Raw genomic sequence first — 25,645 nt, forward strand, 5'->3', positions numbered from 1 at the left:
TGACTTTGTACTTTTCAACATATTTTTCCTTCACGAAACTTTGTTATCCCCTTCTTAAAAAGCTATAAAACGTCAACAATGTTTGTATAGACCCACACGACTTTCGTTTGATACTCTATTTATAGAAAGAAATTCCTTTAAAGAAAGGTGAGTGATTAAAATGGATACTCTTTCTCATAAAGAAGCTGATAAAGGTGCTATTGTCAGCATTATGGCCTACATATTTTTATCCTCTATGAAAATCATCATCAGTTATATTACCCTCTCTAGCGCATTACGTGCTGACGGTTTAAATAACTTAACGGATATCGGTGCTTCTTTAGCGATATTAATTGGTCTAAAAATATCTCGTAAACCTCGTGACCCAGATCATCCGTATGGGCATTCGCGGGCCGAACAAATCGCATCACTTGTTGCGTCCTTCATTATGGCAACAGTCGGATTAGAAGTTGTTATTAGTGCCATTCAATCTTTCTTAAATCCGAAACAAGCAGCACCAAATGTACTCGCTGCATGGGTTGCTTTATTTTCTGCTGTCGTTATGTACTGCGTGTATTTGTATACGAAAAAAATTGCAGCACGAACAAAAAGTAAATCATTAGAAGCCGCTGCAAAGGATAATTTATCAGATGCACTCGTAAGTATTGGTACTGTAGTAGGTATTGTCGGTTCTCAGTTCCAAATGCCTATTTTAGACCCTATTGCCGCTTTAATTGTCGGTCTTATTATTTGTAAAACTGCATGGGAGATTTTCGTAGAATCTTCTCATATGCTAACAGATGGAATTGATCCTGATAAAATGGAAGAATACGCTGATGCTATTGAGCATATTGGCGGTGTGGAAAACATTGTAGATATTCGAGCACGTATGTACGGGAATCAAACGTACGTTGATATTACAATTGAAGTAGATGCTCGTATGGATGTTGGAGAAAGTCACTGTATTACTGACAATATCGAGGCTATGCTTCGCAAAAAGTTTGGAATTTACCATGCACACATTCATGTTGAGCCAATGAAAAAAGAACCTATTATGACATAGGTTCTTTTTTTATGAACGTTTTATGAAATATAACACATAAAACGAGCCAGCTACCGCCAGCTGCCCATCCTGCTAATACGTCAGATGGATAGTGCACGCCAAGATATATTCGGCTAACTGAAATAGATAATACAACAAAGCTTGCTATAAGAATAATTAATAATTTTTTATGCAACGAAATACGATCTTCAGTAATTGTGACGTATGCAATAAATCCTAAAAAAGCAGTAGCATTCATCGTATGACCGCTCGGAAAACTATATCCAGTCGCAGTAACAAGCTGCGTGACATCAGGTCTTGCTCGTTCGTACCATAGTTTAAGCATACTGTTTAAATAACGAGATCCGTAGTAATTAATTGTTAGAAGTAACGCACTAAGCAACTTTTTTCTAACGAGAAAATACATTACAAGAATAATGAGTAATGGAAAATATATTCTTTTGGAACCGATAAAAGACACCCAAGTAAAATAGGTCGTCAAATAATCGTTTCGAAAGCTTTGAATAAAATGTGCGACTATATTGTCAAAATTCTCAATACAAGCGGTATGATACGAAAGTGATAATACGACAAAACAAATGAGTAACGTAAAACTTAGCAAGTATAAATGTCGATATCGTTTCACATACATAACCTCACTATGCAAAAAAATGGAGCGGTTGTTTTAGTTTTCCTCTCCATTTCTTTTTTATGCATAGTTTATTAAAAAATATAATTATTAATTTTTTGCTTCATCTCAGGGATATCTTCTCTTGTTACGGTAAAACGAATCACCTTCTCATCAAGATCAAGCGCCTCAGCGAATAATCCAGCTAAACCACGGGATTTTCTATCTACTTCCATAATAATTTCTAGTCTGTCGTATGCACATGGCAAGATTAATAATTCTAATTCATCTAATTTCCCATAATGCTCTCCAGAAACCGGAATAAACTCAAATTCTTGTGCGAATGGAACTTGCTTACGTAATCGATGCGGTAATTCTTCACATTCTATATGACGTGCTTTAAATCCTAATTCATTTACACTATCTAAAACACTACTTAATAATGCATTGGGTAACACTTGAACGTAGTCGCGGTCACTTGGGTCTATACTACGTTTAATATCAAGACCTGTATGAATCCAAACCGTTTTCATACCAAGTGTAAGTGGTGCTTCAATTGGCATTGGAAAAGAAAATGGAATTTCAACTTTTTCATTCGGTTCTACAGAAAAAGGTTCTGTTAAGCGTACTCGCTCTAAATCATATGTTGCTGTTACTTTTTTATCATCCACTTCTCGTACATACGACGTCGATAATGTTAAGTAAATGCTTTCAATTTGTTGGCTAACTGAACCTCCAGTTATATGAACCTTTCCAACTATTTCTTCCCCAACAATATACTCATCTTTTTCAAGAACAGTATCTACCTTTGCACTTCCAATACCAACGCTTGCTAAAAACTTTTGAAACATGGAGTCTCCATCCTTTCTAAAACAGAAGCTACATCTTGTTTTAAATCTTGTACATTCTCATAGTACGGCGTTTTTATTTGTAACATTCTCATAAGAATTTCGCGATTATAATTTTCCAAAGTTAATTCTTCGTACCATGGTTTTTCCTGTTTTTCATTAGATTCATATCCTGCATATAATAAAAATAATGAGAAATGACCGAGCGCATAAAAGTCGCTACGAAAGTGAACTTCTCGCATCAAAGCTTGTTCACCTTCGTAAGTTGTAGCTCGCTCATCATCCTCACCTTTCCATTTAGCCAATCCAAAATCAATAATACTAATTTGATTTTCTTTCATTAGTATGTTTGGAATGCGTAAATCTCGATGAATAATGCCTTCACTATGAAACACCGATACAATTTCTAATATTTTATATAAAATCTCAAAAACTTCACGTTCTGTATATACATACCCATCTATGAAAATATAATCTTCAAAATTTTTACCAGGCATGTACTCCATCACAAAGAAGCTCTTTTTCTCCCATATGAAATGATCATATAGACTAGGAATTGCATGATGATTCAATGTTTGTAAAATCATTTTCTCTTGTTCAAATGATTTTCTACCAGACTCATATCTTTGTTTACTTTGTCTTAATTGTTTTAAGACTTTATATCTATTTATTTGTAAATCATTAACGACATATGTAACCCCATAACTGCCCATTCCAATTACTGATTCAATTTTATAACGTTCTGCAACAATTGTATTTTTTCGCAGTGGTCTATCAAATAATGCTAGTACACGACGCCATTTCATCAGCTACTTGAAAAGAAGCTACGGCTTTTACGTTTTCTTTTATAATGTTGATGTCCATAACCAGATGAACGTCGTTTATAATCGCTACTTGAATAAGAGCGCCCTCTACGACGATAATCACTACTTGAATACGAACGATATTTTTTCTTTCCTAATAAAGAATCAATAATTTTTTTGAACATCCCTTCACCTCTTGAGTAAAATTTCCTTTTCATTATACCAATAATTATTGACTATATTTGTGACAGGTTTGTAAAGAGTAAAAAACGACGAGTTATGCCCGTCGTTACTTTCATTCATCCTCTTCATCAAAAACTTCATCAATCATGCATTTCTCTAATAAATACTCAAATGTAATATCTGCGAGATCTTCAATTTCTTCTCGTTTTGGGACGTACCCTCTTTCAATTAGTTGCTCATAAAAAAACTCCGCAATCTCTTCCGTATCAATCACGACTTCAATTTCCTTCATGAGCATCACTCCTTTATTTCTGTTTTATGAAAAAATCTCAAAATTATGTATATGAGATTAGAAAAATAGATTTTATTTTTTTATAGGTCATAAGCTTTGGACGAGATGCATACGATTGTAGTACAAGCTATTCAAAGGGGGAAATAATAATGGAAAATCAATATGAAGTAGGACAAACAAAAGAAGAGTTCATGCATGAAGATCAATGGGCAGACTCTCTTATAAAGTGGCTTTTTATTTTTTTAATAGTTGTAGGCATACCTTATACTGCATATGTTGTTGTTCAATTTATTCTCTCTTTCTAGTTAACTATTTTTTCTCTGTCAATTTAACTAAATAATTATGAACAACATCCATTACAATTTTATATTCTTCATCTTTAAATGTATCGAACAATAATTGATAATCGTTATAAATATCAAGTAACCCATCAATGATTTCTTGACGATTCGTCTTAACACTCACTTTTTTCGAGTTGTTAATTGACTTTAACTTACCTAAATCTAATTTATTCATACCTGCTTTATCTTGTTTCAGTTTCTTCAAAATTGCATTTGCCGTTTGAGCATTCGCAAGTAACGTTAAATCTGACTCATCCGCTTCTAACCATTCACCATCCGTAATCCGTGACAATTCATAAATTGTATCTTCCCAGGCGTCATTCTTATATCTCCATACTTCTGTACGAAAACCAACAATACGGAAAACATCTTTATCATATCCAGTTACTTGCACAAGATCACCAAACGTGAAATTATAATTTAATTCAATCCACTCCGTATCGCCCTTTTTCATATCTTGCTCTGTAACGTGCTGCAATGTTTGCTCTACGTAAAATCCATCGTGATTATTGACTTCGTATACATAAACTCCATCTAAAACCTTCATATTTGTGATTTTCCCAACGGTTCCATATAGCGTAATCACGACTATGTCCCCTACGTTGTATTTAGGTTGTTTTTTTCTTGCCATCTCTATCTCTCCTTTTTTTGACGTCGTGATTTTGATATCAGTATATGCAACCTACATAAAAACGCTTATCACAGAAGCTTATATTCATAAATTTTTTCAATAAAAATTATAATCTTATAAAATTTACGTTACACTCAAAAAAAAGCTAGTAACTAGACTAGCTTTAAATCAACAAATTTCGTATAAAAAAACATACAGAATACTTCACTTTACACAAAGTAATGTATTCTGTATGTTTTCAAATAGTTTTTATCTATCTTGTATGTATAAATCCCAGGCTTCATCAAATATAGACATACTTTCTAGCATTCCGCTCAACTCTAAGTATGAACTAATTTCATCATAGTCTTCAGATTGCTTCGGAAAACTTAAATCATCATACATCGCCTCTGCTAAATCTGAAATTTCATTTCTAAATAAAGCTGCACGATGCTTCATCATATAATGGTAAAATGTTTTTTTCAAAAATATTCCCTACCTTTCTAACTTGGGTACATTATACAAGGCAAAAAAGAAAAAAACCAGCATAAAAGCTGGTTAAAAGTCGAAATAATTTCTTTTTAATAGACGTGGTCTTCCCATTAATTCTTCATACGTTAGTTGTTTTGGTAAATCTTTCGTGTAAATTAAAAATAATTGATCTTCAATTTCTTTTACTGTATGGTCTGATTGATAGTCCATCCCGCACGAGGAACAAGAAATACATGGTGTCTTTTGGATTTCAATGGCTTTCGTACCATCTGGTAATTCCCAATATACAGTATTCAAGCTTTCTTTCGCTTCTGTACTGTCACACCACATACAATTCATACTGCATCACCCTCAGTTTTTTTGTCGTTTTCTTCTAATTTAGCCATTTGTGCTTGATATTTTTTATCTTTTAATTGATCACGCTTATCACGTTTATCTTTTAAAGATGCATGCGTATCATTATCTTCATAGTCTTTACGACGGTTCATACGCTGTAAGTCGTCTGGAACGAGGTTAAATTTCTTATCGCTCATAAGACCTGCGATACCAACATCTGAACGTTTTTCTTCGTAGTTCGGATAAATCTCTTTAAAGTATCCTTCCGCTCTTCCTGGAATATAGCTCTCTGGCTCTGGATACGTCGTAATAACACCTTCAAAGTTACGAAGTACAACTTTATCTGCACTTTGTGAGATTAAATAGTTTGGTTGAAGTGCAATTTTACCGCCTCCACCTGGCGCATCAACAACGAATGTCGGAACAGCATAACCAGATGTGTGTCCACGTAAACCTTCAATAATTTCAAGACCTTTAGATACTGGTGCACGGAAGTGACCGATACCTTCAGATAAATCACATTGATAAATGTAATATGGACGTACACGGATTTTTACTAAGTCATGCATAAGTTTTTTCATAATTGGGACGCTGTCGTTAATACCAGCTAAAATTACTGCTTGGTTTCCGACTGGAACACCAGCATTCGCTAACATTTCACATGCCTTTTTCGATTCTTCAGTAATTTCAATAGATGTATTGAAATGTGTATTTAACCATACTGGATGGTATTTTTTAATAATGTTACATAAATTTTCTGTAATACGTTGTGGGAATACTACTGGTGCTCTCGTTCCGATACGAATAATCTCAACATGCGGAATCTCTCGTAAATTTTTTAATACATATTCTAAAATTTTATCGTTAATTAGAAGTCCATCACCACCGGAGATTAATACATCTCGTACTTGTGGTGTTTCACTAATATAAGCAATCGCATCATCTAATTGTTTCTTCGGTACACCCATTCCAATTTGTCCACTAAAACGACGGCGTGTACAGTAACGACAATACATAGAACATTGATTTGTTACTAAGAATAGTACACGGTCCGGATAACGATGTGTTAGCCCTGGAACTGGTGAATCTTCATCTTCGTGAAGCGGATCTTCTAAATCATATTTTGTTTTATATAACTCTTCCGAAATCGGTACTGATTGCATCCGAATCGGACAGCGTGGATCATCAGGATTCATTAGCCAAGCATAGTACGGTGTAATGTTTAACGGGATCGTTTTCGTTGAAATTTTAACGCCCTCTTCTTCTTCAGGTGTTAAGTTAATTACTTTTCTTAAGTCATCTAACGTTTTGATCGTATTCGTTAATTGCCAAACCCAATCATTCCATTGCTCTTCAGTAACATCTTTCCATAATTCGATATCCTTCCAGTGACGATTTGGTTTGTATACATCATGTAACATTGCTATTCCCCCTTTTTATACGCTCATCCTTTATATAAGCAATAGTTATGCCAACTTTACATTGTTGATAAGTAAATGTGCGGAGAACCCTATTACATAAGCGAAAAAATATTTTTAAGCGTTGTATGAAATCAATACTTAACATCATATTCATTACTTTTTATATATGTAAACGCTCTTTTATTCGTGCAAACACACAAAAACCGCCGATTATTCGGCGGTTTTGTCGTACTTGCTCAGTTTATATTGAAGCGTTTGACGAGGGATACCTAACATTTTTGCGGCTTGTAATATATTCCCTTCCGTTTCAATCAACGCTTGATCTATTAATTCTTTTTCTGTTTGATGAAGTGCTTCTCTAAGTGGCATTATACCCTTCTTCTTCGAAAAATTCTCTTTCCGAAATGTACGTGGTAAACAATTGGCTGTTAATGTATTCCCTTCTGCAATAATAACAGCATGTTCAATCGTATGTTTTAACTCTCGGACATTTCCAGGCCACTGATAAGCTTGCAGTCTATCTTTCGCTTCCTCATCAATTTGAAGTACACCTTTTTTATAACTTTTATTATATTCTTTCAAAAAATAAGATGCTAATAATAGTACATCCTCAGTTCTTTCACGAAGCGGTGGGATATATAATGAAAATACGTTTAAGCGATAATATAAATCAGTGCGAATTTTATTCTCTCGTAAACATATTTCTGGAGGCTGGTTCATTGCGGTAATAACACGAACATCTACTTTTCTCGTCTTATTATCACCAATTCTTCTAATGACTCCATCTTCTAACACTCGTAACATTTTTGCCTGCAAATCAAGAGGCATTGAATTCAGTTCATCTAAAAATAATGTACCACCATCAACAAGTTCAAATAGCCCAGCTCTTTCAATCGCTCCTGTATAGCTTCCTTTTGTCGTTCCAAACAATAAACTTTCTAATAGCGACTCTGGTAAAGCTGCACAGTTTTGTGCGATAAATGGCTTGTTTTTTCTTTTAGAAGCTTCATGAATTGCTTGCACGAACAGTTCTTTTCCTGTTCCTGTTTCACCATATATTAAAACATTTGCGTCTGTTGGTGCTACTTTTTGTGCTAACTCTTTCGTCTGTTTAAACCGCGTATCATTTGTCACTATCGTCTCAAATGCAGCATGCTTTTTAATCACTTTTTTTCTAGATGATCGCTTTATTTTCGACTGTAAGTCAACAATTGTGTCAGTAAGTTTTTGAATTGTAGAGTAATCCTTTGCAATTTCAACAGCCCCAGCAATATTCCCATCTATAAAAATAGGTAACGTCGTATTTACTGTACAAACATCTTCACCATTTAAATTTTGATAATGCTGTGCTTGATGTACGATAGGTTTTTTTGTATCTAGTACTTTCATCAATGTACTCGTTTCCCTTGATAAAGACGGGAACGCTTCTAACAGATGTTTCCCTAACACTTTTTCAATCTTCGATCCATCGTGTTTTGCAGCTACAGAATTATAAAATATTGTAATTCCATTCTCATCTACAGCGTGTATAGCCTCATCAATACTGCCCAAAATCGCTTCAATGACTTCTTGTGTCGAAACTGCTAGCAATGTCATCCCCCCTCTTGCCGAAAATCCAGCAATTACATGCCGAATTTTCGGCACACCTATGTGCGATTGTAAGCATGACGATTCCGTTCTATAATTTTGACCAATTTTATATTTTCATTAGATAACTCGAAACTCTAATTAGTACAGCTTTTCGAACACCCAGCTCCACCTAACTGTTTTGCTTTACAGCCGAATTTTGAGGCGGAAGTTTTACTGCTTTCGAATAGCTAGAAAGATCTTTCACCCATATATTCATATCTTCCAACTTATCGAAAATGTAGCAATTATTCGCCAGTCTTCCTGTATACGTATAACCTAATTGATGAAAGGCAGCATTCATTCCGAAAGAAAGCGATCGAGCAATTGTATAGGAGCAGAAAATAGATCTTTCTCGAAGCTCTTCCTCTAATTTAATTAGTAAACTTTTCATAAATCCATGTTTACGATATTCAGGTAAAGTAGCACAATTCGTTAATTCTGCATTCCCTTCTTTTATATTCATTTCTGCAGATGCTGTACTAATAATTTTCCCCTCATATTCATATACGTAGTAAATTGTATCGTCTTCTTTCATCGTCTGTAATACATAACTCGCTTCATTTAAAGGTGTCGGATACACTTCAAATACTTTTCCGAATACAGTTGCTAATTCTTCTGCATCTTCTTCAGTCGCTTTTCTCAGCAAAAATTTCTCTGGAACTACTTTTTCTTTTATTTCTTTTCCTTTTACACCGCTTAATATAGTATCTTCCTCAGTCCAATGCATACTATTTCGTCTTTCATCATTATTATATTTCACAAAAAAGTATGCATCGTGTCCTTGAAAATAATGAGGTATCGTTGCTTCCAACAAAAAACCGAAAGAGAGCCATGTTGAAACATGCTCTCCCTTTCCTTTAATAATACATTTAGTGAAAGAATGTTCCTCTGCTAGTTCGTCAATTGTCTGTATAATACTTTCAACATTTCCTGTATAGTGATCTACCCGAATACGCTTATTAAAATAATCTAAAACGCCTTCTACTGTATAACAATTCGTCTGTTCTCTAAAAGATTCATAGTATTTCATTTTTTCACCTCACACCAATCTAGTAATGTACATGCAATAATTTTTGCGGCAGCTATCATTTTATCAACTTCTATATATTCGTTTGGATAGTGTGCTACTTTCGTCTCTCCTGGACCAAATACTATTGTTGGTACGTTTGCAATTTGTGTAAATAAACCTCCATCAGTCCCCCACGGAGATGCTTCAATAATTGGTTCTTTCCCTTCGATTTCAACAAAGTTGTGATGAAGTGTTGTAATGAGTTCATGATTCTCTTCTAATTCACCAGGAACCCATCTCGCTCCAAACCACTCTACTTCTACTGGATTTTCAACAAACCAATTGTCCACATCATTTAATTCAACAATCCAATTCTCAAACTCTTCTTTTGCCGCCTCTATAGTCTCATTCGGCGCAACACCGCATCTTCCTTCTAAAATTAATTCATCTGGAACAGAACTTGGCCAACTCCCTCCTTCAATTTTCCCAATGTTAATTGGAATTGGAATCGGAATCCCTTTAAATAACGGATCTGTAATTCGACTATTTCTTTTCTCCTCTAGCTTTCTTACATGTTCTATAACAAACATACTTTTTTCAATTGCACTAACCCCTTCATAACGCGTTCCACCGTGTGCAGCTTTCCCTTTTACACGTAAACGAAACCACATGGAACCTTGTTGTTTCGGGAAAAACTTCATATTAGTAGGCTCTGGAATAATGACACCATCTGCCTTATATCCTCGTAATATAGTTGCTAATGTCCCTGCTCCGCCACTTTCCTCTTCTATTACACTTTGAAAATAGATGTCTCCTTTTAATTCAATGCTAGATTCAATAATCGCTTCCATCGCAAGCATGAGTGCGACATTTCCACCTTTCATATCCGTCGTTCCACGGCCATATATACGATTTCCTATCTTCTCACCGCTATAAGGATGATGTTCCCACTGATTCACATCCCCTTCTGGAACTACATCAATATGCCCATTTAATATCATAGATTTCCCGTCGCCACTTCCTTTTAAAGTTGCTACAATATTTGGGCTATCTGAAAAACTTGTACGGGGTGATACAAAATAAGGATGATCTTTCATTTTAGAAAAAGAAGGCTCCCATATATCGAGGTCTAAACCTAATTCACGTAATTTTTCAATCACAATCGCCTGCGCACCGCTTTCATCACCAGATACGCTCTTTTCTTGAATTAATCGTTTTAAAAATTTCACACTTTCCTCTTCATGGCTCTCAATATAATCACAAACTTGCTTTTTTAATTGCTCCATATATTACATCTCCCTTCATTCAATTACTAGTAAGTTAGAACTAATTTGAAAATCAGCTTCTGTATGTCGTTTTATATCTTCTACTGTGTATGGGCTCATTAATTCTTGTAATATAAGTCCACTCGGAGTTACCTCCATGACCGCCATATCAGTAATAATTAAATCTACACATTTCTTTGAAGTTAATGGCAATGTACACTCTGAAATAATTTTTGCATTTCCGTACTTATCAACATGATTCATCACAACAACGACCCGCTTCGCTTTTTGTGCTAAATCCATTGCTCCACCAATACCTGGAACACGTTTTCCAGGTACAATCCAGTTTGCTAAATCACCGTTTTCACTTACTTGTAATGAACCAAGAATCGTTATGTCTAGCAAACCTTTTCGAATCATACCAAACGCTGTACAACTATCGAAATAACTCGCTCCTGTTATAAGAGAAGTTGGTAAACCTGCCGCGTTACACAAATTTTCGTCTTCATTCCCTTTACTTGGCGTTGGTCCCATACCGACGATTCCATTTTCCGCATGAAACATAACATTTATATCGTTAGGCAAATGATTTGGTACAAGCGATGGTATGCCAATACCTAAATTTACAATCATGCCATTTTGTATTTCTTTCGCCGCTCGCCTAGCAATCTTATCCCTCACTTCTACGCCCATACCCATTTCCAGTTCACTCCTTCCGACGGTACAATATAATTTACGAAAACACCTGGAACGACAATTTCCTCTGGATCTAAACTTCCAAGCGGGACTATTTCTTCTGCTTCTACAATTGTTATATCCCCAGCCATCGCTACGTGAGGATTCATATTTCGTGCACTTTTGTCAAATACAAGGTTACCAAACGGATCTGCCTTTTTCGCATATACAATTGAAACTTCAGCAGTTAATGCTGTTTCAACTAAGTAGGTCTTACCATTCATTTCAACTGTTCGTTTTCCCTCTTCCACAATCGTATCAACACCAACATCAACTAAAACACCACCAAGACCAACGCCACCAGCGCGAATGCGCTCTGCTAATGTTCCCTGCGGAGAAAACTCAATTTGTAATCTTCCCTCGTTTAGTTGCCTTCCTGCATTTGGGTTGGAGCCAATATGAGAAGTAATTAGTGATTTAACTCTTTCATTTGTAACAAGACGACCGATACCTACATCAGGGAATCCAGTGTCATTTCCAATCAAATTTAAATTTGTAACGCCTTTTTCTAAAATTGCCTGTATTAAAGATGGAGGGGATCCAATCCCTCCAAATCCCCCAAACATTAATGTCATATCATCATGGAACAAAGAAATTACTTCCTCAATTTCTTTTAATTTACCGAATGTATTTGTAATAGTTGTCATGCGATACTATGCCCTCCTTTTTGCATCATCTCTTCCACACTTTTAGAGAAAATTGAAAGTAATTCATCTAACTCGGAATATGTAGTTGTCATTGGCGGTGCTACAAGCAGTGCACTATCTTCTTTTCCTGCTTGCCCTGAAACTGCTTGGTATAAAAGTAGGCCATTTTTAGCTGCAACTGAAATAAGCTCCGACGCTTTTGTAAACGGTTGCAATTCTACTCCGATTAGCAACCCTTTTCCGCGCACATCAGCAATGATTGTCGATTGTTGCTGAACTTTCTGTAAGCCTTTTATTAAATACTCTCCCTTTTCTGCTGTTTTTTCAGGGAGATTATGTTTCTCCATATATTCAATAACAGCTAAAGCCGTTGCTGCAGACAATGGATTGGCACTTAACGTATGACCGCTCATTACTGAACGTGACCCACGTAATATTGGTTCCATAACACGATCACTTACAACTGTCGCTGCCATCGGTGTATATCCCGCTCCTAACCCTTTACCAAGTGTCATGATATCCGGTTCTACACCCCAATGCTCCATTGCAAACCATGCTCCAGTACGACCAAGCCCAGTCATCACTTCATCCGCAATAAATAAAATATCGTAATGGTCGCAAATATCTTTAATGACTTTATAATAGTCTTTCGGCGGAACAACCGCGCCTCCAGCTGCTCCGATAATCGGCTCAGCAATAAAAGCAGCAATATGCTCTGCACCAATTCTTTCAATTGATCTTTCTAGTTCAGTCGCACATGCCAGCTGACAAGTTGGATATACCTTTTGAACAGGGCATCTGAAACAATATGGAGCTGGTATAGTCGGATAATCTTCCAAAATAGATACGAAACGTTGTCTACGTAGTGGGTGACCAGACATCGATAACGCACCCATCGTAATACCGTGATAACTCATCCATCTTGATAATATTTTATGTTTCCCTTGAATACCTCGCTCTTGAAAATGCTGAATTGCAATTTTCATAGCTGTTTCATTTGCTTCCGTACCACTATTTACAAAGAAACTCCAGTTCAAATCTCCTACACTTAAATCACTTAACTTCTTTGCTAATTTTTCAGCCGGTTCACTCGTAAACTGTGATCTATAAACAAAAGCAATCTCCTCAGCTTGCTTTTTAATAACGTCTGCAATCTCCTTTACGCCATGCCCAATACCTGCCGTAATTGCTCCTGACGAACCATCAAAATATTTATTACCATTTTGATCATACAAATAAACACCTTTTCCATGTGAAATCATTGGATACGGCTGACCAACAAGTGGTTTAATTAAGTAATCGCGCATAGCGCTCCCCCATTTCTCCAATTTGTATATATATATGAAGAAAATTGACGTTTCTTTCATAAAAAAGAATCCTCTGCAAAAGCAGTGAATTTATCAAAAAACTATTATAAAATATACAAATGAGTGCTTAAAAATATTTATAAAACAGAAAATTCAGAACTCAAAGCGAAGACCAACCCTTTTCTATACGCCCAAATAACCCTCCCTTTTATATGAAATGACTACATCACCAAATGTTTTTATAGCATAATGCCAGCTGCCCTTAAATGCCGACATTGTGTACACTTCGACGGAACTCCCGTTAAACTCCTTCCTATTATCCTACTTTAAATTGCATATTTTAAAACAAATTTCGACACCCACCTTACTAATCAATTCAGATTTCTATTCATTATGTAAACTTTTCAGTTTTAAACTATAAAAAAAGAACCGATTAACCACACTAATCAGTTCGTCATGACGCTCTCTTATGGGTTAATACTGTCAATTGCTAAAATAAATAGAAAAATGAAGTTTACAAATTCATCCTACAGCCTATAACACAAAACCTTTTCATAACTTCATTCACAATTACTATCGGGATATCCCTATCCCGAAGTGGCACTCCTTTCCTCAGATTCAAAGTATCTTTCCTTTATAATTTATGTAGGACAATTATCACTTTGTATGTGTATTTGCCTATAATTAAAAAAATCCCTAGTTTTCTAGCGATTTTTGGACATGTATTCAATATGTTAATTGAAATGCACTTTCAAATTGGCATTTATTTTACTTTCGTACAGTCATATGTACTGCTTTACTCTGTGAAATTCTCGTAAGCACCAGCACCTCTTTATGAAAACATATTTGTTGTCAATTTTTAATTTTCCCTTTATAAAATCATTTTTTTTGCATAACCGCTTTCTTGCTTCGCATATAGTTTTAATGATGACAAAGGAGGAATGTTCATGTCTCAATCTGAAATCGAAAAATATGGACAAGAAGTTACACAATACGAACAGCTCGCACGTTATTATCAGTTTCGTAACCCTAAAAAATATATAGAATTATATATGAAATATTACGATGCACTATCAAAACTTGTACAGGCGTATGAAACAAGAGACTCACAAGAAGCTGCTTTACCGTCACATATAAGAATTTTTCATGCCGATCCAAATATACCAGCGGTTGACATTTTAGTAAACGGACAAAAAGTTATTAAAAATATTTCATTTAAGCAATTCAGCCCTTATTTATCATTAGTGCAAGGTAAATACCGTATAGATATTGTTCCTGTCGGAAATGAAACTCCAATCTTTTCAGCGTTGGTACCAATAATGGGAAATCATACTTATACTCTTGCTGCAATAAATAGTGATAATCACCTACAATTACAACCTATACTTGATAATACACATTTACCAGCTGGTCAAGCTAAAATACGCTTTGCACATTTCTCTCCAGATACCCCTGTTGTAAATGTAGATTTAAAAGATGGAGATCATTTATTTGAAAATGTACTCTTTAAACAAATAACAGATTTTTTACAAGTTAGCCCTGGTACAGCAGATATTGAAATTTCACTCGCAGATAATAAAAACGTTTTATTGACTATACCGAAATTCAATGTTGAACCAAATGTTATTTATACAATTTCAATAGTAGGTTATTCAACTAAAGATCCTAAATTAGAAGCCGTTATACTTACAAATTAAAACAGTCTACACCATTCATTTGGTGTAGACTGTTTATTTTTGAAATGCAATTTGAAATTCTGTCCAATCGTTATCTGATCGACACATAATGGATCCATTATGTTTTTCCACAATTTGTTTACATACAAATAATCCAATACCAGTTCCTAACTTTTTAGTAGTTACAAATGGTTCAAAAATCGTTTCTACATTTTCAGCTGGAATCATTGGTCCATTATTTTTTATCACAATTCGAATAGCTTGATCTTCTTCAAATACATCAATGATAATTTTTCGTTCTTCTTTCATTGATTCAAGAGCATCAATTGAATTCATTAATATGTTTAAAAATACTTGTCTCACTTCACTTCGATAACCAACAAGCGGAATTGGATACGGTAAATTCTTTTCAATCAAAACATTCGCATTGACCAAACTCGGATATAAGAATTGTATAATGTCTTGAAACAAGTCATTAAGCCAAAACCGTTCCGATTCATTCCACATTTCTTTTTTCGATACGAGTAAAAATTGCGAAATACGAAAATTTAATTGATCTAATTCATGCGAAATAATATCTAAATACGATAAACTCGGATGATCTGCCTTTAATAATTTGACAAACCCCATAATGGAAGTAAGCGGATTACGAAATTCATGTACAAAACTAGCTGACATTTGTCCTAAAATCGTCAGTCTTTCTTTATGTGTTTCGTTAATATATTGCTGTTTTTCCTCTAAATTCTTCGATATAATTTCCGAGTATTTTAAAACAGTATAATAAATTAATTTGTCAAAACAAGTATGTATTTTTGCCATAATTGGTTTCAATTCACGAGCGCTAACATCTAATTCACACATCGCTTCGAAAAGTTCATTTCTTCCCACGTTTGCGTTATAAACAAAATCTCCAATATTCGCATCTGCTCCAGCACGTTCAATAGCAATTTTCTCGCATAACGGTTGAAGATAATTTATATCTTTATCTTCCATAGTAAGTTCGATAATTAACTCTAGTAAATCCTCTCCATTTTGAACTACTTCTAGTTTAAATGGATCTTTTTCGGAAATTATCATTTTGTTTTTCCAGTTCTCTACGAATTGGTGCCTATTGTTTTTCAAGTGTGAACAAAATATTTCTTTAATATCCTTATCGATTGGAAAAACCTCCATTCCCTCCATTTCCATACGACGAATACCCTTTATATTTTGAATATTAACACAAAAAATACGATTCGTTAATAGATTTTTGTCACATTTTGTTAATTTCTGTTGATAAAATTATTTTTTCTTTCTTATTTAACTAATTGTATGCAAATTCCCTTTTTCCTTCACATATTTTCATTATTTCCGTAGTCAAAACGACTTTTTTTTGCATCATTTTTAATTCTTGCGTACAATAGAAAATGAAAGGTGTGAAAAATATGGTAAATAAAAATGTGGAAGATTATCTCCAAGAAGGCATTTACGGCCAAAAGCAAAACAAACCAGAAGAACGTAATATGTATTTAACTACATTACGTGAGCGTGTAGAAATCGCTTTAACGATCGGTCAAGTAATGCAAAGTAATGTATACTCTGAAGTGGCAGGTAGCATGCGCTCTTCTCAATCATTACAACTCCTCCTAAATGGTAGCATTGCTTACCCACATTTATCAAAATACATTAAATTAGCAAACGAAAAAAATGTTCCTTTTACAATTGTTCAAAATAAAGATACAGAAACACCAATCGGTTTAGTATTAACTCATGCTACTGCTGTAGATAAAGAACAAATTTATGTAGAAGATACTATTTTCAAACAAGAAATGAAGTAAAAGTTACACTTAATTAAATAGTTACTAAAAGCGTAAAAAAACGAGTATGGAATCGTAAACATTCCCTACTCGTTTTTTAGCACAAATTTTAAGTTTTCTATTTTATTTTTTAATACATACTAATTTCATTTCTGTCATTTCTTCTATTGCATATTTAATTCCTTCGCGCCCCGTGCCACTTTCTTTCACACCACCATAAGGCATATGATCTACTCTGAACGTTGGAATATCATTAATCATGACACCACCAACCTCTAGCTCATCAATTGCACGCATTGCTTTAAATAAATTATTTGTAAATACTCCTGCCTGTAAGCCGTAACGCGAATTATTTACTTGCTCAATCGCTTCATCAAATTCTTTAAATGTATTTACTGTCATGAGTGGACCGAATACTTCTTGGCACTGCACAGATACATGATCTGGAACATTTGTTAATACAGTCGGTTCAAAAATTCTTGCATCCCGCTTCTTACCACCGCATAAAACAGTTGCTCCTTCCTTGATTGCTTCTTGAACCCACATATCAATTCGCTCTACATCTTTTTTTGAAATTAAAGCTGATACATCCGTTTCCTCAAGCAGTGGATCACCAACAACAACTGATTCCATCGCTTTCTTTAGCTTCGAGAGAAATTCATGCATTTTCGTTTCATGTACAAAAACACGTTGTACGGAAATACAAACTTGCCCATTATTAACAAATGCTCCCCATTTTACACGTTCAATTATTTCATCTGTTAACTCTACATCTTCATCAATAATAACAGCAGCATTTGAGCCTAGTTCTAACGTAACTCGTTTTAGCCCAGCCTTTTGTTTTATTCCGATTCCAACTTTTGGACTTCCGGTAAAAGTAATAGAAGCAACGTAACCATTTTTGACGATTGCCTCACCAACCGTGGCACCAGGGCCAGAAATGATATTTAAAGCTCCATTTGGCAATCCTGCCTCTTCAAATAACTCAACTAATGCATAAGATGATAATGGCGTTTGATCAGCTGGCTTTAATACAACTGTATTTCCAGCAGCAATTGCTGGTCCAACTTTATGCGCTACTAAATTTAACGGGAAATTAAATGGTGTAATAGCCCCTATAACCCCAATCGGCTTTCGGATTGTATATGCAATACGCCCATCCGCACCAGGTGCGGCGTCTAATGGCAATGTCTCACCATATATACGCTTCGCTTCTTCAGCTGCAAATTTGTACGTTTGAACAGTACGATCTACTTCTCCCCTTGCAGCACGTATTGGTTTTGCAGCTTCTTTTGCAATAATCTCTGCAAATTCTTCTCTTCTTTCATCCATTTTTTGTGCAACTTTCTCTAAAATAGTCGCACGATCATATGCAGATAATTTATTCATTTTTATCATTGCATTTTTTGCAGCAGTAACAGCCTCTTTTACATCTTCTTCCGTTCCTTGTGCAATTTCCGCTAATGTTTCTTCAGAATATGGTGCGTATAATGGTTTATACGTGTTTACAGATTTCCAATTTCCGTTTATATATAAATGCTTTTTCATACTTCTTCTCCTTCCAAATATATGTATACAACAATACTTCACCTAGTGAAAGGTTCAACTTATGTCATTGTATCATAGCCCCTATCCCTCAAAAAACATTATGCTCAAAAAAACTCTGCTATATAGCAGAGTTTACGAGCTAATTTGCTCTTGTAACGGAATTTGTTTTTCATCTTCTAAAATAACAATCGATTCTACTATCTTTGTAACTTCTAATCTTTTTATATAATGTCCATCTAATTCTTTCACACAAAACTTATAATTTTCAATTTCAATGGAATCCTCTTCAGCAATCTCTATATTCTTCGTTAAAATCCAACCACCGATTGTATCAACACCATCATCATCAATCCCTAAACCAAATAACGTATTCACTTCACTAACAAGTACTTTTCCCTCTAGTATCGTCTTCGTTTCACTAACTTGTTGAATTTCTGGTTGCTCATCCGTATCAAACTCATCCTGAATATCTCCAACAATTTCTTCCAAAATATCTTCAACAGTAACAAGTCCAGATGTCCCACCATATTCATCTATCAATATAGCAATATGTGTTCTTTCTTTTTGCATTTTTAAAAACAAATCATGAATTGGAATAGAATCGATAACTAAAATAATTGGTCTCATATATTGCTCTACTGTCTTCTTATTAACAGCTTTATGTTGTACAAACTCAGTAAAAATATCTTTAAAATTCACAAAACCTATTACGTGGTCTTTGTCGCCATCAACAACTGGATACCTTGTATATTTTTCGCGAGACATTTTTTGCAAAGCTTCTTCAGCAGGCATTTCTTTACTTATAATATTCATTTCAGTTCGAGGTACCATTATTTCTTTTGCAATCCGATCATCAAATTCAAAAATTTTATTTACATATTTATATTCAGATTGATTAATCTCACCATTTTTATAACTTTCTGAAACTAACAACCGTAATTCTTCTTCTGAATGAACCTCATCATGCCCCTTCGGCGGTTTCAGCCCTAGCAGCTTCGTAATGATTCGAGCTGAACCATTTAATAGCCAAATGAATGGGAATGCAATACGATAAAAGAAAATTAACGGCTTAGAAACAAGCAAACTCACTTGTTCAGATTTTTGAATTGCAAATGTTTTTGGGGCCAATTCCCCTATTACAACATGTAAAAAAGTAATTAACAAAAATACTAAAGTTACAGCAAAAATGTCTGCTAGTTGAGTAGAGATATTCCAATTTGCAAAAAGCGTATCAAACATTTGCTTTAACGCAGGTTTACCAAACCACCCAATTCCTAAAGCTGTAACAGTAATTCCTAACTGACAAGCAGATAAATATTCGTCTAAGTTTGTAATGACTGTTTTGACCGATGTTGCACGATTATTTCCTTCTGCAATTAAATAGTCAATTCGTGAACTTCTCACTTTAACAATTGCAAATTCTGCTGCAACGAAAAATGCCGTTAAGGCAATTAAAACAATCACTATACTTATACTATATATGTCCAAATACTTTTCCTTACTTACATTGTAAGCAAGGAAGCCACCTCCTACTTAATTTTATTCAAGTGAAGTAAGCATTCTAATACTCTAACAAAATTCTACATTAGCAACCACCTTTTTATATATTATATGCATACATAAAAAAGATATTTATCATTATGATAATCTAATTCATTTACACTCGTCAAATTATTCTAAATGTTACGATAAAACATTTTTATTTAAACTAACTATTCTTCTCAACTCAATTTCGTGAAAAAACACTTTCTTTGCCGATTCCACACTTCTTTTGTCGCACTAGAAGGGAACTTACTTCATAGCTCGAAATCATTCAACAGGATATATATAGGAGGGATTATTTTGGAATATAAAACACCATTTATCGCAAAAAAATTAGGTGTTAGCCCAAAGGCTGTTGTCCGGATCGCGCAACAATTAAATCTTACGATAGAAAAAAACAAATATGGCCACTTTATTTTTACACAAGATGATGTCGATCAAATGTTAGAACACCATCTATTTCAAATAGAGCAGTCTCAAAATCCTCAACCTACTCAAAAGACTTCCTCAAATGAGGTTGAAGAATTAAAAACTCAAGTCAATACAATTGTTCAAAACATATCATCGAATGATTTTGAACAATTAGCTGATCAATTAAACACTATTACGAGAAGACTCGATCGAATGGAAGAACAAATGCAAGATAAGGCAAATGATGTCGTCACGTACCAACTTTTACAACACCGTCGTGAAATGGAGGAAATGTTAGAACGAATTCAAAAGTTAGAAGCTGCCCTAACGAAAGAAGAACCCATTTATATTACTCCTGATTCAAAACCAACATACGAACGAGAAAAGAAACCGAAGCGCCGCAAAATGATTTTTAGTATATTTGGATTATAATTTTTAGACCCTTATTAAAATAATAAGGGTCTTTTTTTATGAAGAGTTATATCTTATAAAAATATTATTCTCTTTATTATACATATTCACTTCGTTTTATTTCGTTAACATAATATTTTTACTGTATTCTGCAATTAATGCCTGTGCATGAGCATTCCCTTGAATCACATCGCGAAATTCTTTTAAAGAATACAAATGCGTAACCCCTTTTCGAGCATGAATTCTTACTGGTACACCTTGTAAAGTATCATGAAACTGAAATGGATTATCTATCGGTTCAATTGGAAAACCGAGTGTAAGTAAATACATATACATTCTTTTTGTTACTGCTGCAATGTACCATTCAGCTTTTGTTTCTAACGCATGTATAAATAAAATAGCTGTTAGCCTTTTGAAATGTCCTCTCCCACGAGACGTTTTCGAAATACTTAACTTGCCTATTTCATACACATTCTTCAAATCTTTTACTAAATCATTTTTAGAAAACGGATAGAAAAACTCAGAATTTGATTGTTCAGGTACCGTATACTTAATACATTCTACTGTACCAATAGGATGTTCATCTTCTATTAATAAAAATCGTGATGGATTTAAATTACGTTCTACGAACATTAAGTTTCTTTCTTCACAAAAATCTCCCCATAGTTGCTCGAACCCAAAATGTTCTTCCTTTGTTTGAACACGCTGGAACATATTTAACCGCCTTTCCCATCGTCGCTCTGTTTTTGATAACGCTTTCACTATCTATCATATAAGAACAAATCTTCGTATGCAACTAAAAATATTTATTACTTATTATATTCTGCAAAATGAATTAGATTCCAATTTAATCGACTTTTATCCCGCGCTCACATTCCTTTTAATAACACATTTGTATCACTTTTCAAATCTAACTTACAATATGTTTCTTTCCATACAGCATATAATTCTTCTTAATCTAAAAAAATCCTTTATGAAAAAGGATTTTTTTTACTTCTCAATGCTTTTTAACCACTTTTCAAAAATTTGTACCATCCCATGTTTTCCAGCTAATTTCTCTTCCCCTTGTTTCGTCTTATATGGATATAACTGCAAGAAAACACCGCATCCAGACTCAATTTTTTTACTATGCATATGGCTTCCTGGATATACACAAATGACTTCATAAATTGACCTTCGATAATAGACTCGCTTTCCATCCTGTTCTTCTACATACTTTATAGACCAATACTTATACATTTGCTCAGTTGCTTTCGTATTTCCGACGTGCTGAAAAATATTGTACATTGGACTATACTTCACTTCAATAATAATAGAAGATTTATATACGTATTTCCCATCTTCTTTTACATAACAGTCTAAGCGAATATCTGGCTTCTTCGTATCCTCACCATTGTAAAAATTACTCCCTTTACTTAATGCAATAAGAGGATGTGTTTCAATTAAGTCATTAAATGCGACATGCACCTTTAAATCATCTCGTTGTAAAACTACTGTCGTTCCATCTTGTAATCCATCTACATAAAAATGTTCTTGTATTTGTTCACGAATGGAATTTCTAGCCTCAAAACCAATTTGCTCTAAAATTGAAATAACGATAAAAAAAGCGTAATATTCATACACTAAAAACGTTGGCTTATAAACAAATAATAACGATGGAGATTGATCCGTATATTGCGGGAGTACTTCTAAATGATGTAGTAATTGTTGATGTGGTATCGGTAAATCATGTAAGTTCATGTTACTTGTTTCAGTAACTTCCCTCCAAAACGAGGAGTGCATTAACATTTGAAAGTATTGTACATTTTCATGAACAATGTGCGCCAATATTTTATATTCTTGTATTTTCATTGAGCTCTTTCGTAAATCGGCTTCTTTTAGTAAATGTATATTTTTATATTTTTGCTTCTCTCTATCGGTTACTGATCCATTACGCTCAATTGTTTGTATAATTGTTTTTACGGCTTGAAACTCTTCTGATTTTTTCTTTTTTTCTCTTTCTAATATTTCAATTGTTTGACGTAAAAAACTTTTAGCTTCAATTAAATAATGATAAAATTGCATCGATTTATATTTAAGAAATGCATTTTCCTTACTATTTTTTTGTTCCATAAACTTACGATTATAATGTTTTGCATAAGGTTTTCTTTCTGCCACTATGGTTCCTTTTCTTGTTGGCTTTCTCTCTTTTCCTTCCCATTTATATGCATTTATAAATTTTGAGCTTGATTCTATTTTCTTAAAGATTTGCTTTATCATCTTCATTTTTTGGGGTAACTTTCTAAGCAACACTAAATAAGAAGAATCCTCAATATCGCTAAGTGCAGAGAAAGTCTTTTTATAATAACCTCTATCCAAAATCAACTCATTTAAAATTGACTTCACATAGTCTTGAATCATTTCAAATTGATCATCAAAAAAGTTTTTCGGTACGATTTGAAAAGCACCATAATACGTTGTATCTTCTATACGAACTTCAAAATGGTATAAACCACAGCGCCATGGATAAAAGAATTCTGTTTTCCCATGTTCATATATTAATACTCTTTGTTTTTTTTCATTTATTTCATATTGAGCCTCTTTTATATTTTTCTGTCCCTCATATACTTTATTCCATATAAAAGTAATATTCATTGGGATTTCATAATTGTACTGCAATCTAATCGGTTTTAATTCTTGTACTTTATAAATGCATTGAACTAATGCTGTAGTAGATGTACAAAGACGATTTAATAAAATATAATCTCCTTTCCCCTCATTTCCAATGATTAACTTTAATACAAAAGGGAGCGTTTCATTCGTATCAACGATTTTTGTTTCGTAACGCCCTTCATTTTGCATATCCATACAGCTCCAGTTCCCTACGTTTTTCTCGTATATATGCTAAAGAGTGTTCAAATGTAGATACTCTGTTTGCAAGTGCAGATTGCAAAAGAGGTACTAAGGTCGCTCCCCTTTTTGCTTCTTCAGAAAGTAAAGAACCAACCATCATTTCGGTCCCTCTGATTTTCGTCAATACACGCTGCTTTATTTGTAAATCAAACCCTTCTTCTCTACTGATCATATAGGTATGGTTATTTTGGAACGGTATATTTTGCAAATAAGTCGCAATTGCGTTTGCACATCGGAAAGAAATTCCCTTAGACGCATCATGTGATGACAATACGACATGCAACTTATCTAATAGCTCTAATTCTTCTTCAGAAAACACTTCAATCATCGCTTTATTTCTCATCCAATTTATCCGAAATTCTCCCGCTGTTACTTTCAAAGGTGGGTGTAATACGACTTTCCCCAGTTCCATGCCCATCTCACAAAACGGAATTTTTTGTAACGTTATTAAGTTCGTTCGGTCTAATAATCGATCGGAGAGCTCTTTCGTTGTTTCATCAAAATTCACAGTACCTACAAATATAATATTTTCTCCAATTTCAATTGTTGATGGAATTGAATTCTCAATGTCCTGAACACCCTCATACAAGTTTAAAATACGATTTTTTGTTTCAAGTTGAAGAACAGATAAAAATGGAGTAAACCAATGCTCAATATGTGACATGTTCATTTCATCAAAAACGATAATATACAGTTGATTGGGATTTTCTTTCGCCTTCATTAACGTCCTAACTAACTTCGTTTCACTTTCAATAAAAGTACCATTTGGATGAAGGTAACCAAGTAAATCATGTGGTTCTTGATACGATGGTGAAATTGGAATCCAAACCAATTCTTCCCCATACTGTAATCCTAATGCTTCTGCATAAGTTTGCACAAAACGTGATTTCCCAACGCCCGGTATACCACCAAGAATCGTTAACATATTTGTTTTTACACTTATATGGAAATTATAAATATCCGTTGCATCCAAATATAGCCCTTTATTATGCACCATACTTTGTACATACTGTAAAAAGGACGATTCACGCTCATCCCATTCATCTTTTTGCACTTTTATATCCTCTACTTCAACTAGCTTACCTTCTTCATGCATTCGTTTTTTTAATTGCTCATACACATGATCACTTACAAAATATAATTGATCTTCTACCGCTATTTCTACATACTTCGTCCAGTCACTACAGTTTATATATTTACATTCACGTTTCTGTTCAAAATATGCGATTGAGCTAATTGATGACTTTAAGGATATGTTTCCATACAGTCTTCCATCGTGCCACAATAATTCGGGAGGCTCAAAGTCTTTCGGAAATTTTGGCATAAGAAATGATAAATAACCGTTGCTAAGTTTTCGTTCTAAAGATTCTCTTTTTTTATTATTTGTAACTTTAGGTGCCGGAATCATTTTATAGCTGCTTGCTATTTCTTTCGGTTCTTCTGTACATATTAACTCCACGTATACATTTCCTCTTTCATAATAAAGACGAAACATCACTAATTGCTTTTCTAGTTTTCTTTTCTTTAATTCCAAAAAGATTTTTTCATTCTTTTTATTACTACATAACCCCTCAAATACATATGGTTCATTTGCAAATTGTTCCTGTAAAGTGAATGGTATTGGCGATAAGCATTGTACAAAGAAATTCTCTCCACTCTTCTCTTTTTCAGCTTTTGTAAATTTCCCTAAAAATCTCATATAGTACATTCGTTTTATAAAACTTGGCTGAAGAGCTTTATGTAATTTCACCTTAGTCACCTTCTTTTTTCATACTATTCTTAGTGTATGAAAGAAACGAAAA

At 34.2% G+C, this 25,645-nt stretch carries 26 protein-coding genes; 5 read left to right on the forward strand and 21 right to left on the reverse strand.

The window, feature by feature from the left end; all coding sequences use genetic code 11:
• Nucleotides 1–160 precede the first annotated feature (160 nt).
• Nucleotides 161–1,042, forward strand: a complete 882-nt coding sequence (locus tag MRP26_RS00295; RefSeq protein ID WP_000380385.1) for a cation diffusion facilitator family transporter — start codon at nucleotides 161–163, stop codon at nucleotides 1,040–1,042.
• Here MRP26_RS00295 and MRP26_RS00300 read toward each other — a convergent pair.
• From MRP26_RS00300 to MRP26_RS00320, 5 genes are all read right to left on the reverse strand, one after another.
• Nucleotides 1,032–1,667 (reverse strand): phosphatase PAP2 family protein, encoded by a 636-nt coding sequence (locus MRP26_RS00300; RefSeq protein WP_000833369.1) that lies wholly within the window; start codon nucleotides 1,665–1,667, stop codon nucleotides 1,032–1,034. The genes MRP26_RS00295 and MRP26_RS00300 overlap by 11 nt on opposite strands.
• A gap of 77 nt (nucleotides 1,668–1,744) precedes the next feature.
• Complete coding sequence (locus tag MRP26_RS00305) at nucleotides 1,745–2,500, reverse strand: sporulation protein (protein ID WP_029442235.1); 756 nt, start codon at nucleotides 2,498–2,500, stop codon at nucleotides 1,745–1,747.
• Entirely contained in the window at nucleotides 2,482–3,303 is an 822-nt protein-coding gene (locus tag MRP26_RS00310; protein WP_242805823.1) for a serine/threonine protein kinase, read from the reverse strand. Before MRP26_RS00310 ends, MRP26_RS00305 begins: the two co-directional genes overlap by 19 nt.
• Nucleotides 3,303–3,485, reverse strand: coding sequence for a hypothetical protein (locus MRP26_RS00315; protein ID WP_000473371.1), 183 nt, complete (start codon nucleotides 3,483–3,485; stop codon nucleotides 3,303–3,305). Before MRP26_RS00315 ends, MRP26_RS00310 begins: the two co-directional genes overlap by 1 nt.
• Nucleotides 3,486–3,595: 110 nt before the next feature.
• The gene (locus tag MRP26_RS00320; RefSeq protein WP_000658451.1) at nucleotides 3,596–3,775 is read right to left on the reverse strand and encodes a YozD family protein; all 180 of its coding nucleotides are present in this window, start codon (nucleotides 3,773–3,775) and stop codon (nucleotides 3,596–3,598) included.
• Between the two features lie 149 nt (nucleotides 3,776–3,924).
• Between MRP26_RS00320 and MRP26_RS00325 the strand changes: the two genes are divergently transcribed.
• Entirely contained in the window at nucleotides 3,925–4,080 is a 156-nt protein-coding gene (locus MRP26_RS00325; protein ID WP_000431486.1) for a DUF3930 family protein, read from the forward strand.
• Between the two features lie 4 nt (nucleotides 4,081–4,084).
• Here MRP26_RS00325 and MRP26_RS00330 read toward each other — a convergent pair whose 3' ends face one another.
• The 10 genes from MRP26_RS00330 to MRP26_RS00375 all read right to left on the reverse strand — a co-directional run bounded on the left by MRP26_RS00330 (nucleotide 4,085) and on the right by MRP26_RS00375 (nucleotide 13,567).
• Nucleotides 4,085–4,747: a hypothetical protein gene (locus tag MRP26_RS00330; RefSeq protein WP_000101498.1), complete on the reverse strand. Its 663-nt coding sequence runs from the start codon at nucleotides 4,745–4,747 to the stop codon at nucleotides 4,085–4,087.
• Nucleotides 4,748–4,996: 249 nt separating this feature from the next.
• Nucleotides 4,997–5,212, reverse strand: a complete 216-nt coding sequence (locus MRP26_RS00335) for a YozE family protein (RefSeq protein ID WP_000750717.1) — start codon at nucleotides 5,210–5,212, stop codon at nucleotides 4,997–4,999.
• 72 nt (nucleotides 5,213–5,284) lie between these two features.
• The gene (locus tag MRP26_RS00340) at nucleotides 5,285–5,557 is read right to left on the reverse strand and encodes a YokU family protein (RefSeq protein WP_000995766.1); all 273 of its coding nucleotides are present in this window, start codon (nucleotides 5,555–5,557) and stop codon (nucleotides 5,285–5,287) included.
• Nucleotides 5,554–6,975 (reverse strand): lysine 2,3-aminomutase, encoded by a 1,422-nt coding sequence (kamA, locus tag MRP26_RS00345; RefSeq protein ID WP_000902145.1) that lies wholly within the window; start codon nucleotides 6,973–6,975, stop codon nucleotides 5,554–5,556. The genes MRP26_RS00340 and kamA overlap by 4 nt, the downstream gene beginning before the upstream one ends.
• Before the next feature lie 210 nt (nucleotides 6,976–7,185).
• Complete coding sequence (rocR, locus tag MRP26_RS00350) at nucleotides 7,186–8,571, reverse strand: arginine utilization transcriptional regulator RocR (protein ID WP_023521852.1); 1,386 nt, start codon at nucleotides 8,569–8,571, stop codon at nucleotides 7,186–7,188.
• 163 nt (nucleotides 8,572–8,734) lie between these two features.
• Complete coding sequence (gene ablB, locus MRP26_RS00355; RefSeq protein ID WP_000878589.1) at nucleotides 8,735–9,634, reverse strand: putative beta-lysine N-acetyltransferase; 900 nt, start codon at nucleotides 9,632–9,634, stop codon at nucleotides 8,735–8,737.
• A complete protein-coding gene (locus MRP26_RS00360; RefSeq protein ID WP_098679202.1) occupies nucleotides 9,631–10,899 on the reverse strand; it encodes a peptidase in 1,269 nt (422 codons plus the stop codon). Before MRP26_RS00360 ends, ablB begins: the two co-directional genes overlap by 4 nt.
• Nucleotides 10,900–10,914: 15 nt before the next feature.
• On the reverse strand, nucleotides 10,915–11,577 hold the full coding sequence (locus MRP26_RS00365; RefSeq protein ID WP_053564592.1) for a CoA transferase subunit B: 663 nt from the start codon (nucleotides 11,575–11,577) through the stop codon (nucleotides 10,915–10,917).
• Nucleotides 11,562–12,260: an acetate CoA-transferase subunit alpha gene (atoD, locus tag MRP26_RS00370; RefSeq protein ID WP_000208107.1), complete on the reverse strand. Its 699-nt coding sequence runs from the start codon at nucleotides 12,258–12,260 to the stop codon at nucleotides 11,562–11,564. Before atoD ends, MRP26_RS00365 begins: the two co-directional genes overlap by 16 nt.
• Complete coding sequence (locus MRP26_RS00375; protein WP_001205877.1) at nucleotides 12,257–13,567, reverse strand: aspartate aminotransferase family protein; 1,311 nt, start codon at nucleotides 13,565–13,567, stop codon at nucleotides 12,257–12,259. The genes atoD and MRP26_RS00375 overlap by 4 nt, the downstream gene beginning before the upstream one ends.
• 947 nt (nucleotides 13,568–14,514) lie before the next feature.
• Here MRP26_RS00375 and MRP26_RS00380 point away from each other — a divergent pair.
• Nucleotides 14,515–15,264: a DUF4397 domain-containing protein gene (locus MRP26_RS00380; protein ID WP_000083284.1), complete on the forward strand. Its 750-nt coding sequence runs from the start codon at nucleotides 14,515–14,517 to the stop codon at nucleotides 15,262–15,264.
• A gap of 33 nt (nucleotides 15,265–15,297) precedes the next feature.
• On the opposite strand, the gene MRP26_RS00385 is transcribed toward MRP26_RS00380, so the two are convergent.
• Entirely contained in the window at nucleotides 15,298–16,431 is a 1,134-nt protein-coding gene (locus MRP26_RS00385) for a BA2291 family sporulation histidine kinase (protein WP_000425086.1), read from the reverse strand.
• 236 nt (nucleotides 16,432–16,667) lie between these two features.
• Between MRP26_RS00385 and MRP26_RS00390 the strand changes: the two genes are divergently transcribed.
• Complete coding sequence (locus tag MRP26_RS00390; protein ID WP_000247562.1) at nucleotides 16,668–17,060, forward strand: YueI family protein; 393 nt, start codon at nucleotides 16,668–16,670, stop codon at nucleotides 17,058–17,060.
• Between the two features lie 102 nt (nucleotides 17,061–17,162).
• Here the strand turns inward: MRP26_RS00390 and MRP26_RS00395 are convergent, their stop codons facing one another.
• On the reverse strand, nucleotides 17,163–18,587 hold the full coding sequence (locus MRP26_RS00395; RefSeq protein ID WP_069355537.1) for an aldehyde dehydrogenase family protein: 1,425 nt from the start codon (nucleotides 18,585–18,587) through the stop codon (nucleotides 17,163–17,165).
• 132 nt (nucleotides 18,588–18,719) lie between these two features.
• Nucleotides 18,720–20,075 carry a hemolysin family protein gene (locus tag MRP26_RS00400; RefSeq protein WP_069355536.1) on the reverse strand — a complete coding sequence of 452 codons (1,356 nt, stop codon included), beginning with the start codon at nucleotides 20,073–20,075 and terminating at the stop codon, nucleotides 18,720–18,722.
• Nucleotides 20,076–20,429: 354 nt separating this feature from the next.
• Here MRP26_RS00400 and racA point away from each other — a divergent pair, with 354 nt between their 5' ends.
• Nucleotides 20,430–20,972, forward strand: a complete 543-nt coding sequence (gene racA / locus MRP26_RS00405; RefSeq protein WP_000456013.1) for a chromosome-anchoring protein RacA — start codon at nucleotides 20,430–20,432, stop codon at nucleotides 20,970–20,972.
• 96 nt (nucleotides 20,973–21,068) lie between these two features.
• Here racA and MRP26_RS00410 read toward each other — a convergent pair whose 3' ends face one another.
• The 3 genes from MRP26_RS00410 to MRP26_RS00420 all read right to left on the reverse strand — a co-directional run bounded on the left by MRP26_RS00410 (nucleotide 21,069) and on the right by MRP26_RS00420 (nucleotide 25,593).
• Entirely contained in the window at nucleotides 21,069–21,665 is a 597-nt protein-coding gene (locus MRP26_RS00410; RefSeq protein WP_000487795.1) for a hypothetical protein, read from the reverse strand.
• A gap of 276 nt (nucleotides 21,666–21,941) precedes the next feature.
• Nucleotides 21,942–23,792, reverse strand: a complete 1,851-nt coding sequence (locus MRP26_RS00415) for a hypothetical protein (RefSeq protein WP_001178725.1) — start codon at nucleotides 23,790–23,792, stop codon at nucleotides 21,942–21,944.
• Nucleotides 23,782–25,593 carry an AAA family ATPase gene (locus MRP26_RS00420; RefSeq protein WP_242805824.1) on the reverse strand — a complete coding sequence of 604 codons (1,812 nt, stop codon included), beginning with the start codon at nucleotides 25,591–25,593 and terminating at the stop codon, nucleotides 23,782–23,784. Before MRP26_RS00420 ends, MRP26_RS00415 begins: the two co-directional genes overlap by 11 nt.
• Nucleotides 25,594–25,645: the final 52 nt, after the last annotated feature.

This window comes from Bacillus sp. CCB-MMP212 (assembly GCF_022748145.1).
GTDB classification, from domain to species: Bacteria; Bacillota; Bacilli; order Bacillales; family Bacillaceae_G; genus Bacillus_A; species Bacillus_A cereus.

What these genes read in the sequence shown, in the direction of transcription:
- MRP26_RS00295 (WP_000380385.1), top strand. Translation starts at nt 161, where the DNA reads ATGGATACTCTTTCTCATAAAGAAGCTGATAAAGGTGCTATTGTCAGC.
- MRP26_RS00305 (WP_029442235.1), bottom strand. Translation starts at nt 2,500, where the DNA reads ATGTTTCAAAAGTTTTTAGCAAGCGTTGGTATTGGAAGTGCAAAGGTA.
- MRP26_RS00310 (WP_242805823.1), bottom strand. Translation starts at nt 3,303, where the DNA reads ATGAAATGGCGTCGTGTACTAGCATTATTTGATAGACCACTGCGAAAA.
- MRP26_RS00315 (WP_000473371.1), bottom strand. Translation starts at nt 3,485, where the DNA reads ATGTTCAAAAAAATTATTGATTCTTTATTAGGAAAGAAAAAATATCGT.
- MRP26_RS00320 (WP_000658451.1), bottom strand. Translation starts at nt 3,775, where the DNA reads ATGAAGGAAATTGAAGTCGTGATTGATACGGAAGAGATTGCGGAGTTT.
- MRP26_RS00325 (WP_000431486.1), top strand. Translation starts at nt 3,925, where the DNA reads ATGGAAAATCAATATGAAGTAGGACAAACAAAAGAAGAGTTCATGCAT.
- MRP26_RS00330 (WP_000101498.1), bottom strand. Translation starts at nt 4,747, where the DNA reads ATGGCAAGAAAAAAACAACCTAAATACAACGTAGGGGACATAGTCGTG.
- MRP26_RS00340 (WP_000995766.1), bottom strand. Translation starts at nt 5,557, where the DNA reads ATGAATTGTATGTGGTGTGACAGTACAGAAGCGAAAGAAAGCTTGAAT.
- kamA (WP_000902145.1), bottom strand. Translation starts at nt 6,975, where the DNA reads ATGTTACATGATGTATACAAACCAAATCGTCACTGGAAGGATATCGAA.
- rocR (WP_023521852.1), bottom strand. Translation starts at nt 8,571, where the DNA reads ATGACATTGCTAGCAGTTTCGACACAAGAAGTCATTGAAGCGATTTTG.
- ablB (WP_000878589.1), bottom strand. Translation starts at nt 9,634, where the DNA reads ATGAAATACTATGAATCTTTTAGAGAACAGACGAATTGTTATACAGTA.
- MRP26_RS00360 (WP_098679202.1), bottom strand. Translation starts at nt 10,899, where the DNA reads ATGGAGCAATTAAAAAAGCAAGTTTGTGATTATATTGAGAGCCATGAA.
- MRP26_RS00365 (WP_053564592.1), bottom strand. Translation starts at nt 11,577, where the DNA reads ATGGGTATGGGCGTAGAAGTGAGGGATAAGATTGCTAGGCGAGCGGCG.
- atoD (WP_000208107.1), bottom strand. Translation starts at nt 12,260, where the DNA reads ATGACAACTATTACAAATACATTCGGTAAATTAAAAGAAATTGAGGAA.
- MRP26_RS00375 (WP_001205877.1), bottom strand. Translation starts at nt 13,567, where the DNA reads ATGCGCGATTACTTAATTAAACCACTTGTTGGTCAGCCGTATCCAATG.
- MRP26_RS00380 (WP_000083284.1), top strand. Translation starts at nt 14,515, where the DNA reads ATGTCTCAATCTGAAATCGAAAAATATGGACAAGAAGTTACACAATAC.
- MRP26_RS00385 (WP_000425086.1), bottom strand. Translation starts at nt 16,431, where the DNA reads ATGGAAATGGAGGGAATGGAGGTTTTTCCAATCGATAAGGATATTAAA.
- MRP26_RS00390 (WP_000247562.1), top strand. Translation starts at nt 16,668, where the DNA reads ATGGTAAATAAAAATGTGGAAGATTATCTCCAAGAAGGCATTTACGGC.
- MRP26_RS00395 (WP_069355537.1), bottom strand. Translation starts at nt 18,587, where the DNA reads ATGAAAAAGCATTTATATATAAACGGAAATTGGAAATCTGTAAACACG.
- MRP26_RS00410 (WP_000487795.1), bottom strand. Translation starts at nt 21,665, where the DNA reads ATGTTCCAGCGTGTTCAAACAAAGGAAGAACATTTTGGGTTCGAGCAA.
- MRP26_RS00415 (WP_001178725.1), bottom strand. Translation starts at nt 23,792, where the DNA reads ATGCAAAATGAAGGGCGTTACGAAACAAAAATCGTTGATACGAATGAA.